The organism is Ostreiculturibacter nitratireducens (genome assembly GCF_032670585.1).
Taxonomy (GTDB): domain Bacteria; phylum Pseudomonadota; class Alphaproteobacteria; order Rhodobacterales; family Rhodobacteraceae; genus Ostreiculturibacter; species Ostreiculturibacter nitratireducens.
This window is the reverse complement of record NZ_JAVQHL010000001.1, coordinates 489,197-503,297: the sequence shown is the minus strand read 5'-3', so window position 1 is coordinate 503,297 and position 14,101 is coordinate 489,197. Positions and strand designations below refer to the sequence as shown.

Genomic DNA, 14,101 nt, shown 5'->3' with positions numbered 1-14,101 from the left:
GGCTAAGCGCACAAATATACCATCGTCAATCATGAATGCCACAGATGTATCATCAACAGTCCTGACGCGCCTCACCGAAGAGTGGGACGCGCTGACGCCGGAGGCGCAGAAGGCGGCGCGCTACGTGCTGGAGAACCCGCAGGATGTGGGTGTTTCCACGGTGCGCGAGATCGCGGAGGCGGCTAACGTCAAGCCCAACACGATCGTGCGCATGGCGCGACAGGTCGGCTTCGAGGGGTACGAGGATTTCCGCCAGCCGTTCCGCGAGGCCATCCGGCGCGGTTCGGCGGGCTTCACCGACCGCGCGCGCTGGCTGCAGGACGTGTCCAAGAAGGGAGAGCTCGGCGGTCTCTATGCCGAGATGGTCGGCGCGGCGATCCGCAACATCGAGGAGACCTTCGCGCGAATCGACCAGGCGGCTCTCAAGTCAGCGGCGGAGGCGATCTGGGCTTCGCGCAGCGTGTATACGCTTGGCGTCGGCGTGAACAACGCGAACGCGCGCAATTTCACCTATCTCGCCTCGACCGGAATGGTGGAGTTCCACGCGATCCCGCAGGCCGGGTCCAGTCCCGCCGACGACATCGCCTGGGCGGACGAGCGCGACGTTCTGATCGCGATGACGAGCCGCCCCTACCGCACCGAGGTCGTCGAGACCGTCCGGATAGCCCGCGAACAGGGCATGACGGTAATCTCGATCTCCGACAGCCCGGCCAGCCCGATCGTGATGGCTGCCCAGCACCGCTTCGTCGTGTCCGTCGACACGCCGCAGTTCTTCCCCTCGTCGGTCTCGATCATCGCGCTCCTGGAGACGCTCCTGAGCTTCGTGATCGCGGTCGCAAGCCCCGAGATCGTCGAGAGGGTCGAGAAGTTTCACAAACGCCGGCACATGCTCGGCCTCTACCTGGAGGATGGCGAATGAACGCCCCGCTCATTCATTCGTTGGACGCGCGCTACTACACCGACCCCGCGATATTCGAGAAGGAGATGAAGGGGCTTCTGTCCCGGACATGGCAATTCGCTGGTCACGAATCCCAGGTGAAGAACACCGGTGACTACTTCGCCTTCGAGATCGCCGGGGAAAACCTTTTCTGCATCCGCGGCCGCGATGGCGAACTGCGCACGTTCTACAATGTCTGTCAGCACCGCGCGCACCAGATGGTCGAAGGCTCCGGCACGACGCGTGTCGTCGTCTGCCCCTATCACGCCTGGACCTACGAGCTTTCGGGAGAGCTGCGCGCCGGGCCGAACATCAAGTCCGTTCCGGGGTTCGACCGGTCGAAGATCTGCCTGACCCCGGTCCGCACCGAGGTCTTCCACGGCTTCATCTTCGTCAACCTCGACGACAACGCGGCGCCGATGGACGAATGGTATCCGGGCGTTCGGGAGGAGCTGGCCGAATACGTGCCGCACATCGACACGCTCGAACCGCTCGAATGGGTCGAAATCCCCGAGAAGTGCAACTGGAAGGTCTCGGTCGAGAACTATTCCGAATGCTACCACTGTTCGATGAACCATCCGACCTTCGCGACCGGGGTGATCCGGCCGGAGACCTATGACATCCAGCCGATGAACAGCGGCTACGTCCTCAGGCACACGACCGAGTGCCAGGACCTGAGCAAGATGACCTATCCGATCGACCTTTCGGTCCCGCATGGCGGGGAATACCGGTCGTTCTTCCTCTGGCCCATGTTCTCGTTCCAGGTCTATCCGGGCAACGTGCTGAACACCTACCATTGGCGGGCGCATGGCGTGGACAACTGTACCGTCTGGCGCGGCTGGTACACGCCTGGCGGCGTCGACAGCGAGGTGATCCGGCGGCTCGCGATCCAGGACCGCGCGACGACGGTGGAGGAGGATATCCGGCTCGTCGAAAGCGTGCACAAGGGGCTGAAGAGCCGGGGCTACCGTCCTGGTCCGCTGGTGCTCGACCCGGCCTGCGGTCTGAACTCGGAACATTCCATCCGCCAGCTTCAGGACTGGATGCGCGAAGCCGTCGACGGCTGAGCGGGGACGGCCTTCACCGACCGACGGATGTCGCGAATGGCCCCGCTGCGGGTGCCGTGAGGGGTTACTTACCGATCAGGTGAAGTGGACTTTCAGGGAGGTGCGGCATGAAGGCTGCTCTGATGGAGAAATTTCGTGGTCCGGTCTCGGTAACCGACGTGCCGGACCCGGACTGCCCGCGCGATGGCGTGGTCGTCGCGGTGCGAGCCTGCGGAGTGTGCCGGTCCGATCATCACGCGTGGAACGGCGCCGATCCCGACGTCGCGCTTCCTCACGTGATGGGTCACGAATTCGCGGGTGACGTCATCGCCGTCGGCCCCGAGTGTCACGGCTTTTCCGTGGGCGATCGGGTGACGGCGCCCTTCATCCTGGGCTGCGGCACATGCCCCGACTGCCGTGCGGGCGAGGCGACGATCTGCAACCATCAGGAAGTCATCGGATTCACCGGCTGGGGCGCCTTTGCGGAGCGCATCGCCATACCACGCGCCGATTTCAACCTCGTGCGCCTGCCCGAGGCGGTCAGCTACGTCGCCGCCGCCGGGATGGGCTGCCGCGTGACAACGGCATTCCGGGGCGCAGTCGACCGCGGGCAGTTGCGGGCCGGCGAGTGGCTGGCGGTTCATGGCTGCGGCGGTGTCGGCCTTTCGGCGATCATGATCGGTGCGGCGCTCGGCGCGCAGATCGTGGCCGTCGACGTGAACGAGGCGGCGCTCGACCTCGCGCGGGAACTTGGGGCCAATGCCGTGGTGAACGCCAAGGGCGCGGGTGACGTCGGGGCCGCTGTCCGCGAGGTGACCGGGGGAGGCGCGCATGTGTCGATCGAGGCGCTCGGCATCACGGAGACCTTCGACAACTCGCTCCGCAGCCTCAGGAAGCTTGGGCGGCACGTGCAGATCGGGATGCCGCTTGGCCGGCACGAGGTGCCGTCGCTGCCGCTTCTGGAACTGGTCTACTCCCGCCAGATCACGCTCCACGGCTCGCGCGGGATGGGCGCGAACCGGTTCGGCGCACTGTTCGGCATGGCGGCGGGCGGGCGGCTCGATCCCGGCCGGCTGGTGACGAAGACGATCGCGCTGTCCGAACTCGGCTCGGCGCTCGAGGCGATGGACAGCTACAGGGGCGCTGGCGTGACGGTCATCGACCGCCTCGACCAGTAGCGCGGAAGATGAGGGACACCGCAGTGCAGGACTACTGGCAGAACTACGTCGACGGCGAGTGGGTGGACGGTGGCGCGGGCCGCATCGGCGTCGTTGACCCGGCGACGGGCGAAAAGCTCGCCGAACAGGCGCTCGCCGACGCCGCCGACGTGGACCGCGCTGTCAGCGTGGCCCGGCGGGTGCATGAAAGCGGTGTCCTTTTCGACCTGCGTCCGGTTGAGCGTGGCCGGATGGTGCAGGCCATGGGGCGCTATCTGCTCGCCAACATCGACGAGATCGCGCGGCTGCTGACGCTCGAACAGGGCAAGCCCCTGTGGGAATCCCGGATCGAGATCGAGGGAGCGGCGCGCTACTTCGAATACTACGGCAACCAGGCCGAGACCGTCGAGGGCCGCTCGATCCCGCTCGGTGCGGGCTACTTCGACTTCACGACGCACGAACCCTATGGCGTCTCGGCGCATATCATCCCTTGGAACTATCCGCTGGAGATGACGGCCCGGTCGCTGTCGGCCGCGCTTGCCACCGGCAACGCCTGCGTGATCAAGACGCCGGAACTGACGCCGCTGACGAACGCATACATCGCCCGCGCTGCCGAGGCGGCGGGCGTGCCCACCGGCGCGGTCAACGTGATCTGCGGCCTCGGGCGCGACGCGGGCGCGGCGCTTTCGGCGCATCCCGGCGTCAACCAGATCGTCTTCACCGGGTCGGTCCCGACCGGCATCGCTATCGCCACGGCGGCGGCGAGGAACGTGGTTCCCTGCGTGCTGGAGCTTGGCGGCAAGTCCGCCGCCATCGTCCATGACGACGCCGATCTTGACGCGTTCATGAGCGATGTGCGCTGGGGGATCTATTTCAACGCGGGCCAGGTCTGTTCCGCGATGAGCCGGGTGATCGCTTCCGAACGCATTCACGATGAACTCGTGGACCGCATCGCGGGCATTGCGAAATCACTCTCCGTCGGCCCCGGCATCGATCAGGCCGAAATCGGCCCCACGATGGGCGCGATGGTGAGCGAGGCGCAGCGCGACCGCGCCGAAGGCATGGTCCGCTCGGCGGAAGCCGAAGGCGCGACGGTCGCGACCGGCGGCCGGAAACTCAACCGCGCGGGCGCATTCATGGAACCGACGGTGCTGACGTCGGTCACGCCGAACATGGCCATCGCGAGGGACGAGGTCTTCGGCCCGGTGCTGTCCGTCCTGAAGTTCCGCACCGACGAAGAGGCCATCCAGATCGCCAATTCGACCGACTACGGGCTCGTGGGCGGTGTCTTCACCCGTGACCTCGACCGCGCCACCCGCGCCGCGCGCCGGATGCGGGCAGGGCAGGTCTTCGTCAACGAATGGTATGCGGGCGGCGTGGAAACCCCCTTCGGCGGCTACGGCAAGTCCGGCTACGGCCGCGAGAAAGGGCGCGAGGCGCTCTGGAACTACGTGCAGACGAAGAACGTCGCGATCAGGCTGAGAGGGTAAGATGGCAATGACATTCGATGAAGACCTGTTCCTGAAGGGGCTCGAGCAGCGCAAGGCGACGCTTGGCGCCGAGTATGTCGAAAAGAACCTCGCCGCAGCGGACGACTTCACCCGGCCGTTCCAGGAAGCGATGACGGCCTGGTGCTGGGGGTTCGGCTGGGGCGACGAGGTGATCGACCCGAAGACCCGCTCCATGATGAACCTGTCCATGATCGGCGCGCTCGGGAAGATGCACGAATGGGAAATCCATTGCCGCGGCGCGATCAACAACGGGGTGTCGAAGGAGGAAATCCGGGCAATCATCCACGTTGTCGGCATCTACTGCGGCGTGCCCCAGGCGCTGGAATGCTTCCGCGTGGCGCGGAAAGTGCTGGAAGAGCAGAAAGCCTGACGCAGGTGCCCGAAGGCCGGGAGCCTTCCGGACGGATCCCGGCGTGACCCCCCCGCGCGTTCTCCAGAATCGAATTGTCCCCGGGAGTCGTTCGTAGGATGACTGTCGGACGGACAACAAGAAAACGGGGGGCGGCAATGGCGCGAAAATGGCCGGGGCAGGGCGAAGGGGCGATGATCGACCTCATACGCGGAGCCGAAGAAGCGCTCCTGTCGGGCCGCCGGAAGAAGCAGGAGGACGTGGAGAGCGCCGTCGGCATCTTCCTTGAGATCCTCCGCGGCTTCGAGCTTTTCGACGTTCCCGACCCGTGCGTGTCCGTCTTCGGATCGGCCCGCATCGGCGAGGGGCACCCGGAATACGAGATGACACGGGCCCTCGGACGCCGCCTCGCCGAAGAGGGATTCACCGTCATGACCGGCGGCGGCCCCGGGCTGATGGAAGCCGCGAACCGCGGCGCGCGTGATGCGGGCGGCTACAGCCTCGGCTGCAACATCATTCTGCCGACCGAGGAGGAGCCGAATGCCTACCTCGACCAGTTCGTCGAGTTCGAGCACTTCTTCGTGCGGAAACTGATGCTCATAAAATACTCTTCGGCCTTCGTGATCCTTCCCGGCGGGTTCGGAACGCTCGACGAAGCCTTCGAGATCGCCACCCTGATCCAGACCAGCAAGCTGACGCGCTTCCCGGTCGTGGCGATGGGCACGGCCTTCTGGGAACCGATCCGCAAGATGCTCGTGGGCACGATGGCCGATTCCCGTCTGATCAACGTCGACGATCTGGAAGTCGTGAAGCTGACGGACGACGTGGACGAGGCCGTCGACTGGATCCGCCAAGGCATGAGGGAAAGCGACGCGGAGCGTCTCGGGGCCGATCGGCGGAGGCCGGACTGATGGCGCGGGCAGTCCTTGAATTTCCGGAACGGTTCGGCATCGCCGGTCACAAGTTGAACGCCTGCACGGCGTTCAGGGATCATGGCCTGACATGACGCCCTTCGCCTTCCAGACCGCAGGCAAGATCCTGTTTGGCCGGGGCCAGGCCGATCAGGCGCATGTCCTCGTGAGGGATTACGGGAGGCGCGTGCTGCTCGTGCGCGGGCGTTCGGTATCCTGGGTGGACGGATTTGCCGAAAGGCTGACCGCGGCCGGGGCCGAGGTCGGGGTGGCGGCCTGCCACGGAGAACCGGCGCTTGCCGATGTCGAGAGGGTCGTGTCGCTCCGCCGCGAGCATGCGGCCGATGTCGTCGTTGCGGTCGGGGGCGGCGCCGTGATCGATCTGGGAAAGGCCGCGGCTGCCCTCATTCCGGCCAGGAGCGACGCGATGGACCACCTGGAAGTGGTCGGGAAGGGCCTGCCGCTGCCGTCGGACCCGCTTCCCTTCGTCGCCATTCCGACCACGGCCGGCACCGGGGCCGAGGTCACGAAAAACGCGGTCATATCGGTGCCGGAGGCGGGCCGAAAGGTCAGCTTGCGCGATCCCCGGATGCTGCCGGACCTGGCCATCGTCGATCCCGCACTGACGGATGGCGCGCCGCTTTCGGTGACGCTCGCCTCGGGGCTCGACGCGGTCACCCAGGTTGTCGAACCCTATTTGTCGAGCCGCGCCAACCCGTTGACCGACGCCCTGTGCCGCGCGGCCATCCCCATGGGCGTCGCGGCCCTGGCGAGGTTGACCGAATGCGAGGACAGAGGGGCGCGGGACCGCATGGCCTACGTGAGCCTTACGGGCGGCATCGCGCTGGCGAATGCGGGGCTCGGGGCGGTGCATGGACTCGCGGGCGTGATCGGCGGCCGGACCGGGGCGCCGCATGGCCTGATCTGCGGACGCCTGCTTGGTCCCGTGCTGTCGGCAAACCGTCAGCGCGCCGGGGATGCGGGCGTCGACCTGACGCGCTACGAGGAAATCAAGGCGGCGTTCCGCGACCATTTCGGCCTTCGGGGCGGAGATCCGTTCGAGCTTCTGTCATCGAGGCTTGATGATTTGCGACTGCCACGCTTGGGCGAGTGGCTGAGCAGGGCTCCCGACCTTTCCGCGATTGCGGAGGAGGCGAAGGAGTCGAGTTCGATGAAGGGAAACCCGTTCGAGCTGGACTCGGATACCCTGCTCGCCATCATGAAGAAGGCGATGTAGCCGCGCTTTCCGGGCGGCGCTGCCGTGACCGGGGGTGTCGCAGGGGCGACAGAAGCGCTCATCGGGGAAGATTAGGAAGGGAGCCGCTTGAGAGGGGCAGTGCGGTAAACTACGGTTTGACGATGGCCAAAGTGAAATCGAGACAGGCTCGCTGCTCTGGCAGAAAACGGTTCGTCCTCGTCTGACTGCGCTCCCCGCGATGCCTGCAAGAACCACATCCCCACGGAAGTCACCTGCCGGAGCAGTCGCGCCCGAGCGCGCAGCGGAGAAAGCGCCTTTCCGGGTGCAGTTCTTCCTTGTTCCGGGTTTTTCGATGATGGCGCTCAGCGCGGCCGTGGAACCGCTTCGGGCGCTGAACCGGAGGGAGGGGCGGAAGGTCTACGACTGGTGGCTCGTGGCGCGGACCGCAGGCGTCGTCACCGCCAGCAACGGTTTCGACCTGACCGCAAGTTTCGGAATAGCAGAGGCGCCGCGCGCCGAACGGACGATCGTCGTCGCGTCTCTCGGTATCGAGGGCTACCGCGATGCCCAGGTGCTGGAATGGCTGCGGCAGCGCCGCCGCGCAGAAGGCGGGATCGGTGCGATCAGTAACGGCGCGCTGCTTCTGGCCCGGACCGGGCTGCTCGACGGCCACCGTGCCACGATCCACTGGGAAATGCAGCGGCAACTGGCCGAGGACTTCCCTGAGATCGAGGTTGTGCCCGACCTCTACTGCCAGGACCGGGGCATCCTCACCGCGGCGGGCGGCACCGCGTCCATGGATCTCATGCTGTCGATGATCGCGGAACACCACGGCACGGAGGCCGCCGCGGACGTCGCCGACCAGTTCCTGCATGGCGCGATCAGAGCGCCCGGCGTCACTCAGCGGCCGGACCTTCGGTGGCGCTTCCAGGTGACCGACAGACGCATCCTCATGGCGATCCAGCTCATGGAGGAGCATGTCGACCACCCGTTGAAGGTCAGCAAGATCGCCGATTTCGCGGGAATCTCGGAACGCCAGCTGGAGCGCCTCTTCGAGGCGAAGTTCGGGCTTGGCCCGTCGGAGTTCTACAAGAAGATCCGCCTCAAGGCAGCCCATGCAATGGTGCTCAATTCCACGCACAGGCTGCTCGAGATCAGCGATTTGTGCGGGTTTTCCAGCCTTGCCCATTTCAGCCAGGCTTTCAAAGCGGAATACGGCGTTTCCCCTTCCGTCCTCCGGAGGGGAGGCCGGCGCGCTATGGCGGAATCCTGATAATTTCTGGCGACTCCCCGTAAGCCGATCCGCCGGGCCTTCTTCTATAGAGGCGACGTCGGGCAAGTCTGGCTCGCAAAGGGGGAACGCGGGGTGGAAATTCTCCAGTTCATGGCAAGTAACTGGCGCCTCATCCTCAGTCTTGGGGGTGAGCATCTCGCAATCGTGGCGGTCGCTGTTGGCGCTGCCATCCTCACGGGCGTACCGATCGGCATTGCCATCACGCAGAACCGCGTCGCGGCCAATGCCATCCTCTACATCGCCTCCATCGTCGTCACGATTCCTTCCATTGCGCTCTTCGGCCTGATGATCCCGATCATGTCGCGCTTCGGTCACGGCATCGGCTACGTTCCGGCCGTCATCGCGATCCTGCTCTATTCGCAGCTGCCGATCATCCGGAACACCTACACCGCGATCACGAACATCGACCCCGCCTATCGCGAGGCGGCGCGCGGCATGGGCATGTCGTCGCTCCAGCGGCTGATCCGGGTCGAAATCCCGATCGCCGTGCCGGTGATCATGGCCGGCGTCCGCACCGCGGTCGTGATGAACATCGGCGTCGCCGCGATCGCCGCCTACATCGGCGCGGGCGGGCTCGGCGTCCTTATTTCGCGCGGGATCAGCCAGACCGATCCGCGCCAGCTGGTGACGGGCGCCGTGGCGGTCAGCCTGCTCGCCATTCTGGCCGATTACGCGCTTCTCTGGCTGCAGCGTCGCCTGACGCCGCCCGGCCTCGTCCAGTGATCCGAAGTTCCGGGGAAAGAACATGATCAAGCTCGAAAACCTCACCAAGGTCTTCAAGGTCCCGGGGCGCGAGATCGTTGCGGCCGACCACATCAACATGGAAGTGCCTGAGGGCGAGATCTGCGTGCTGCTCGGGCCCTCGGGCTGCGGCAAGACCACGGCGCTGAAGATGATCAACCGCCTGATCGCGCCGACCTCGGGCAAGATCTACATCAACGGCAAGGATACGGACGCTTACCGCGTGACGGAACTTCGCCGTTCCATCGGCTACGTGATCCAGCAGATCGGCCTGTTTCCGAACATGACGATCGAGGAAAACATCTGCGTCGTGCCGAAGATGCTCGGCTGGGACATGAAGCGGGCGCGCCAGCGTGCCGCCGAACTTCTCGACCTCGTGGCGCTCGAGCCCGCGATGTTCCTCAACCGGTATCCGAAGGAGCTTTCGGGCGGCCAGCAGCAGCGCGTCGGCGTGATCCGGGCGCTCGCCGCCGATCCGCCGGTCATGCTGATGGACGAACCCTTCGGCGCGATCGACCCGATCAACCGCGAGGTGATCCAGGACGAGTTCCTGAAGATGCAGGACAAGCTGAAGAAGACCATCATGTTCGTCTCGCACGACATCGACGAGGCGGTGAAGATGGGCGACAAGATCGCGATCTTCCGGGGCGGCAAGCTCGAGCAGTTCGACAGCCCGGACCAGCTTCTCGCCCATCCGGCGAACGATTTCATCGCCGATTTCGTCGGGGCAGACCGCACGCTGAAACGGCTTCGGCTTCTGAAGGCGGAGGCCGCGATCGACCCGTCGGCGCTGGCCGTGAACCGCGACACGAGCCTTCGGGACCTGCGCGCCATGATGACGGAACGTCACGCGGACGCCGCCGTTCTACTGGACGAGGCCGGCAAGGTCGCGGGCCAGATCACGGGGGAGGCCGCTTCTGCCGAGGGCGTTGCCGCGCAGAAGTCGGAGCCCGTGCACGCCGTGGTCAAGGCTTCCGCCGATCTTCGCGAGGTCGTGTCGGTGATGTTCGCGAACGACACGACCTGGCTTCCGGTCGTCGGCACGGACGGGCGGTTCCAGGGTGTCGTCACGCAGGCGCAGATCACCCATCTCCTGGGCGAAACCTACCGCCAGCGTCAGGGCGCGGGAGCGCATTGATGGGCGCGAACGCCAACACCGCGCGCCTTGTCGGCATTGCCGCCGTCTTCGCCCTTGGGGTCTGGGCGGCGATGGCCGGGCTTGCTGACGAGATCATGATCTACTGGGAGGACATCTCCTACCTCACGGTCCAGCACGTGGTGCTCGTTTCCGTTTCGGGCGGACTCGCGATCCTCATTGGCGTGACGATGGGACTCGTGCTCTCCCGTCCGGCGATGCGTTCCACGGCCGAAACCATCATGCAGGTGTTCAACATCGGCACGACGATCCCGACGCTCGCGGTGATCGCGCTGTCGATGTCGCTTCTGGGCATCGGCTTCGTCCCGGCGGTCTTCGGGCTTTTCGTGGCGTCGCTCCTGCCCATCATCCGCAACACCTACGCCGGTCTCCTCGCCGTCCCCGCGCATCTGAAGGAAGCCGCTCACGGCATGGGCATGACGCCCCTCCAGATCCTGTGGCGGGTGGAGTTGCCGAATGCGCTCTACGTCATCTTCTCGGGTATCCGCACCGCTCTCGCCATCAATGTCGGCACCGCGCCGCTGGCCTTCCTCATCGGCGGCGGCGGGCTGGGCGAGTTGATCTTCACGGGCATCGACCTGATGGAGACGACGATGCTTCTGGCCGGCGCGCTACCGACCGCGGGGCTCGCGGTGCTTGTCGATTTCCTCTTGGGGCAGGTCCAGTTCCTGGCCGTTCCAAAAGGCGTAAACCCCCTCCGCTGACGCGGAGGGTAATTCCAGCAAGGAGTCCACCCTCTATGACCTACCCCACCTTCAAGTCGCTGCTCGCGGGCGCCGCCATGCTCGCCACGGCCACGATCGGTACCGGCGCCATGGCCGAGGCCATCGTAGTCGGCGGCAAGAACTTCACCGAGCAGCAGCTTCTGTCGGAAATCACCGTTCAGCTTCTGGCCGCGAACGGCCTGGAAGTCGACAACCGTTCGGGCATGGGCTCCGCCGCGCTGCGCACCGCGATGGAAAGCGGCCAGGTCGACGTCTACTGGGAATACACCGGCACCTCGCTGATCACCTACAACAAGATCGAAGAGAAGCTCGACGCTGACGCGACCTATGCCAAGGTCAAGGAACTCGACGCCGAGAAAGAGATCGTCTGGCTCGACGCTTCGAAGGCGAACAACACCTACGCGCTCGCCATGCGCCGCGCCGATGCCGAGGAAAAGGGCATCGCGACGCTTTCGGACCTCGCCGCGCGCGTGACCGAAGCGGGCGACCTGAAGCTCGGATCGAACGCCGAGTTCTACGCGCGTCCCGACGGCCTGAAGCCGCTGGAAGAAGCCTACGGCTTCGAATTCGGCCGCGACAACGTCGTGCGCATGGACTCGGGCCTCGTCTACCAGGCGCTGAAGGACGGTCAGGTTGACGTCGGCCTCGTGTTCGCCACCGACGGACGCATCCCGGCGTTCGACTTCGTGACGCTTGCCGACGACAAGGGCTATTTCCCGGCCTACGCGCTGGCCCCGGTCGTGCGCGCGCCCATCCTCGAAGCTCACCCGGAAATCGGCGAGCTGCTGAACGCGGTTTCGGCCAAGCTCGACGATCAGGTGATGTCGTCGCTCAACGCCCGCGTCGACGTCGACAAGGAAACGATCGAGGCCGTCGCCACGTCGTTCCTGACCGAAAACGGTCTCGTGAACTGACCTGAACAGGACGGGGCGCCCGCGCGCCCCGTCTTCCCCCCGAAAACAGCAAGGCGGAACGGCAAAGTGAAACTCGGCGCAGCTCAGATTGAAAGCGTGATCGGCGATCCGGATGCGAACATGGGCAAGCACCTGGAGTTCATCGCCAGGGGGCACGAAGCCGGACTGGACCTGCTGGTATTTCCCGAGGTTTCGCTCGTCGGCCACTACGGCGGCCACCACCTCCTCGACGCGGCGATGAAGCGGGATGATCCGCGCCTTCTCCGGCTGGCCGAAGCGGCGGGCGACATGCACACCGTCGTCGGCTTCATCGAGGAAGGCCCGGCGGCGCAGTTCTACAACGCAGCGGCGATCCTGCATCGCGGGAAGGTCGTCTTCCTTCATCGCAAGGTGAACCTGCCGACCTACGGCAAGCTGGAAGAGGGCAAGTACTACGCCACCGGCCGCTACGTCGACACGCACGCGCTCAGCCCCGACTGGCGCGCGGGCCTGCTGATCTGCGCCGATCTGTGGAACCCGGCGCTGACGCATCTTTCGTTCCTGCACGGCGCGACACTGATGATCGCGCCGATCAGCTCGGGCGTCGAGGCCGTGGGCGCCGATTTCGACAACCCGGGCGGGTGGGCGCTGACCATGCGCTTCTATTCGATGATGTATGGCGCACCGGCGATCATGGTGAACCGCTGCGGCGTCGAGAAGGACCTGACCTTCTGGGGCGGCTCGCGGATCATCGACCCGCACGGGCGTGAACTCGCGCTGGCTGGCAGCGGCGAAGAACTCATCACCGCCGAGATTTCGTATGACGCCGTGCGCCAGGCGCGTGTCCTCCTGCCGACGGTGCGCGACAGCAACCTCGCCCTCGTCCTGCGCGAGACGACGCGCCTGGTCGAGAATCTGGGCGTGCCGGATTTCGTCCGCGGCTGACCCGACAAGGAACAGGAGGCGCCGATGCGTGATTTCATGCTGAACGAAGAGGACCGGGCGTTCCGCGCGGAAATCGTGGAGTTTCTCGACCGTGAACTCGTCCCGCGCGCAGAGGCGATCGAGCGTGACGCGGACTGGGAAGCGGTCAGCGCCGTCGTCCGTGCACTCGGCGAGGCCGGCTACATGAAGCTCATGTTCGCCGACCTGTACTCCGGTTCGCTGTCGAACCCCGGCCTGACGCACGCCACGATCCTGTCGGAGGAGGCCGCGTTAAGGAACTACGCCTTCGAAACGACGATCGCCACCGCTCTGTCGTGCGCCTTCCCGCTTCACCGCCACGCGCGCCCCGAAATCCGCGACCGCTACCTGTCGCCGATCCTCGAGGGTCGGGCGGTCGGCTCGATCTGCATGACGGAGCCCGACGTCGGATCCGACAGCGCCGGGATGAAGACCCGCATCCGCTTCGACGCCGCGCGCGACGAATGGGTGATCTCGGGTTTCAAACGCTACATCTCCAACGCGTCCAAGGCCGATGTCTACATCGTCTGGGGCATCTCCGATCCCGATGTCGCCCCGCAGAAGGGGATGACCGCGCTTGCCGTGCCGTCCGACGCGGCCGGCCTCTGCTTCCCGCGCACCTATGATTTTGCCGGCCGGCGCGGTTGCGTGGTGGGCGAGGTCGCCTTCGACGAGGTGCGTGTGCCGCGCGACCATCTTCTTGGCGAAGAGAACCAGGGCTTCAAGGTGATGCTGGGCGCCTTCAACTTCGAACGGGTGATCCTCGGCGGCTCCGGCCTCGGCGTCGCCCGCTCGGCCTTCGAGATCGCACGTGCCCACGCCCAGAAGCGCGAAGCCTTCGGCCAGAAGCTTGGCCAGAAGCAGCTGATCTGGGACATGATCGCGGAAATGAGCTGGCGCATCGATGCGGCCGAGCTGCTGACCCATCGCGCGGCGAAGATGTATGACTCCGGGATCGACGGGAAGGAACTGATGCGCGAGGCGGCGCAGGCCAAGCTCGTGGCCACGGAAACGGCCGTGTTTTGCGCCGACCGCGCGGTCCAGATCCTCGGCGGCGATGGCTATACCCGCCAGTTCGGCCGCTGCGAACAGATCTACCGCGACGCCCGCGCGCTGCCGATCGTCGGCGGCACGTCGGAAATGTGCAAATACCTGATCGCGGCGCGCGAGATGCCCGAGATCAGGCCAAATCTCTGATGAATTCCAGAACAGGACTGACG

General features: G+C 65.6%; 14 protein-coding genes. All 14 read left to right on the top strand.

Features of this window, described 5'->3' with window-relative positions:
• The first annotated feature begins 31 nt into the window (after nt 1-31).
• On the top strand, nt 32-919 hold the full coding sequence (locus tag ABCN56_RS02340) for a MurR/RpiR family transcriptional regulator (RefSeq protein WP_343079158.1): 888 nt from the start codon (nt 32-34) through the stop codon (nt 917-919).
• The gene (locus ABCN56_RS02335; RefSeq protein WP_343079157.1) at nt 916-2,004 is read left to right on the top strand and encodes an aromatic ring-hydroxylating oxygenase subunit alpha; all 1,089 of its coding nucleotides are present in this window, start codon (nt 916-918) and stop codon (nt 2,002-2,004) included. The genes ABCN56_RS02340 and ABCN56_RS02335 overlap by 4 nt, the downstream gene beginning before the upstream one ends.
• A 107-nt stretch (nt 2,005-2,111) precedes the next feature.
• Nucleotides 2,112-3,161, top strand: a complete 1,050-nt coding sequence (locus ABCN56_RS02330; protein WP_343079156.1) for a zinc-dependent alcohol dehydrogenase family protein — start codon at nt 2,112-2,114, stop codon at nt 3,159-3,161.
• An 8-nt stretch (nt 3,162-3,169) separates the two neighbouring features.
• The gene (locus tag ABCN56_RS02325) at nt 3,170-4,630 is read left to right on the top strand and encodes an aldehyde dehydrogenase family protein (RefSeq protein ID WP_343079155.1); all 1,461 of its coding nucleotides are present in this window, start codon (nt 3,170-3,172) and stop codon (nt 4,628-4,630) included.
• A gap of 1 nt (nt 4,631) precedes the next feature.
• Entirely contained in the window at nt 4,632-5,021 is a 390-nt protein-coding gene (locus ABCN56_RS02320; RefSeq protein ID WP_343079154.1) for a carboxymuconolactone decarboxylase family protein, read from the top strand.
• Nucleotides 5,022-5,158: 137 nt separating this feature from the next.
• Complete coding sequence (locus tag ABCN56_RS02315; protein ID WP_343079153.1) at nt 5,159-5,911, top strand: LOG family protein; 753 nt, start codon at nt 5,159-5,161, stop codon at nt 5,909-5,911.
• 91 nt (nt 5,912-6,002) lie between these two features.
• On the top strand, nt 6,003-7,148 hold the full coding sequence (locus ABCN56_RS02310) for an iron-containing alcohol dehydrogenase (protein WP_343079152.1): 1,146 nt from the start codon (nt 6,003-6,005) through the stop codon (nt 7,146-7,148).
• A gap of 283 nt (nt 7,149-7,431) precedes the next feature.
• Nucleotides 7,432-8,382 carry a GlxA family transcriptional regulator gene (locus tag ABCN56_RS02305; RefSeq protein ID WP_343079151.1) on the top strand — a complete coding sequence of 317 codons (951 nt, stop codon included), beginning with the start codon at nt 7,432-7,434 and terminating at the stop codon, nt 8,380-8,382.
• 93 nt (nt 8,383-8,475) lie between these two features.
• Nucleotides 8,476-9,126 carry an ABC transporter permease gene (locus ABCN56_RS02300; RefSeq protein WP_425466063.1) on the top strand — a complete coding sequence of 217 codons (651 nt, stop codon included), beginning with the start codon at nt 8,476-8,478 and terminating at the stop codon, nt 9,124-9,126.
• A 22-nt stretch (nt 9,127-9,148) separates the two neighbouring features.
• Nucleotides 9,149-10,282 carry an ABC transporter ATP-binding protein gene (locus tag ABCN56_RS02295; RefSeq protein ID WP_343079150.1) on the top strand — a complete coding sequence of 378 codons (1,134 nt, stop codon included), beginning with the start codon at nt 9,149-9,151 and terminating at the stop codon, nt 10,280-10,282.
• A complete protein-coding gene (locus tag ABCN56_RS02290) occupies nt 10,282-11,004 on the top strand; it encodes an ABC transporter permease (protein ID WP_343079149.1) in 723 nt (240 codons plus the stop codon). The genes ABCN56_RS02295 and ABCN56_RS02290 overlap by 1 nt, the downstream gene beginning before the upstream one ends.
• A gap of 35 nt (nt 11,005-11,039) precedes the next feature.
• Nucleotides 11,040-11,939, top strand: a complete 900-nt coding sequence (locus tag ABCN56_RS02285) for a glycine betaine ABC transporter substrate-binding protein (RefSeq protein ID WP_343079148.1) — start codon at nt 11,040-11,042, stop codon at nt 11,937-11,939.
• Nucleotides 11,940-12,005: 66 nt separating this feature from the next.
• Complete coding sequence (locus ABCN56_RS02280; RefSeq protein ID WP_343079147.1) at nt 12,006-12,863, top strand: nitrilase-related carbon-nitrogen hydrolase; 858 nt, start codon at nt 12,006-12,008, stop codon at nt 12,861-12,863.
• A 24-nt stretch (nt 12,864-12,887) separates the two neighbouring features.
• The gene (locus ABCN56_RS02275) at nt 12,888-14,078 is read left to right on the top strand and encodes an acyl-CoA dehydrogenase family protein (protein ID WP_343079146.1); all 1,191 of its coding nucleotides are present in this window, start codon (nt 12,888-12,890) and stop codon (nt 14,076-14,078) included.
• The last annotated feature ends 23 nt before the right edge of the window (nt 14,079-14,101 follow it).

Excerpts from the sequence above, each read along its gene's own strand:
- ABCN56_RS02310 (WP_343079152.1), top strand. The coding sequence starts at position 6,003 with ATGACGCCCTTCGCCTTCCAGACCGCAGGCAAGATCCTGTTTGGCCGG.
- ABCN56_RS02325 (WP_343079155.1), top strand. The coding sequence starts at position 3,170 with ATGAGGGACACCGCAGTGCAGGACTACTGGCAGAACTACGTCGACGGC.
- ABCN56_RS02285 (WP_343079148.1), top strand. The coding sequence starts at position 11,040 with ATGACCTACCCCACCTTCAAGTCGCTGCTCGCGGGCGCCGCCATGCTC.
- ABCN56_RS02315 (WP_343079153.1), top strand. The coding sequence starts at position 5,159 with ATGGCGCGAAAATGGCCGGGGCAGGGCGAAGGGGCGATGATCGACCTC.
- ABCN56_RS02335 (WP_343079157.1), top strand. The coding sequence starts at position 916 with ATGAACGCCCCGCTCATTCATTCGTTGGACGCGCGCTACTACACCGAC.
- ABCN56_RS02340 (WP_343079158.1), top strand. The coding sequence starts at position 32 with ATGAATGCCACAGATGTATCATCAACAGTCCTGACGCGCCTCACCGAA.
- ABCN56_RS02330 (WP_343079156.1), top strand. The coding sequence starts at position 2,112 with ATGAAGGCTGCTCTGATGGAGAAATTTCGTGGTCCGGTCTCGGTAACC.
- ABCN56_RS02290 (WP_343079149.1), top strand. The coding sequence starts at position 10,282 with ATGGGCGCGAACGCCAACACCGCGCGCCTTGTCGGCATTGCCGCCGTC.
- ABCN56_RS02275 (WP_343079146.1), top strand. The coding sequence starts at position 12,888 with ATGCGTGATTTCATGCTGAACGAAGAGGACCGGGCGTTCCGCGCGGAA.
- ABCN56_RS02320 (WP_343079154.1), top strand. The coding sequence starts at position 4,632 with ATGGCAATGACATTCGATGAAGACCTGTTCCTGAAGGGGCTCGAGCAG.
- ABCN56_RS02295 (WP_343079150.1), top strand. The coding sequence starts at position 9,149 with ATGATCAAGCTCGAAAACCTCACCAAGGTCTTCAAGGTCCCGGGGCGC.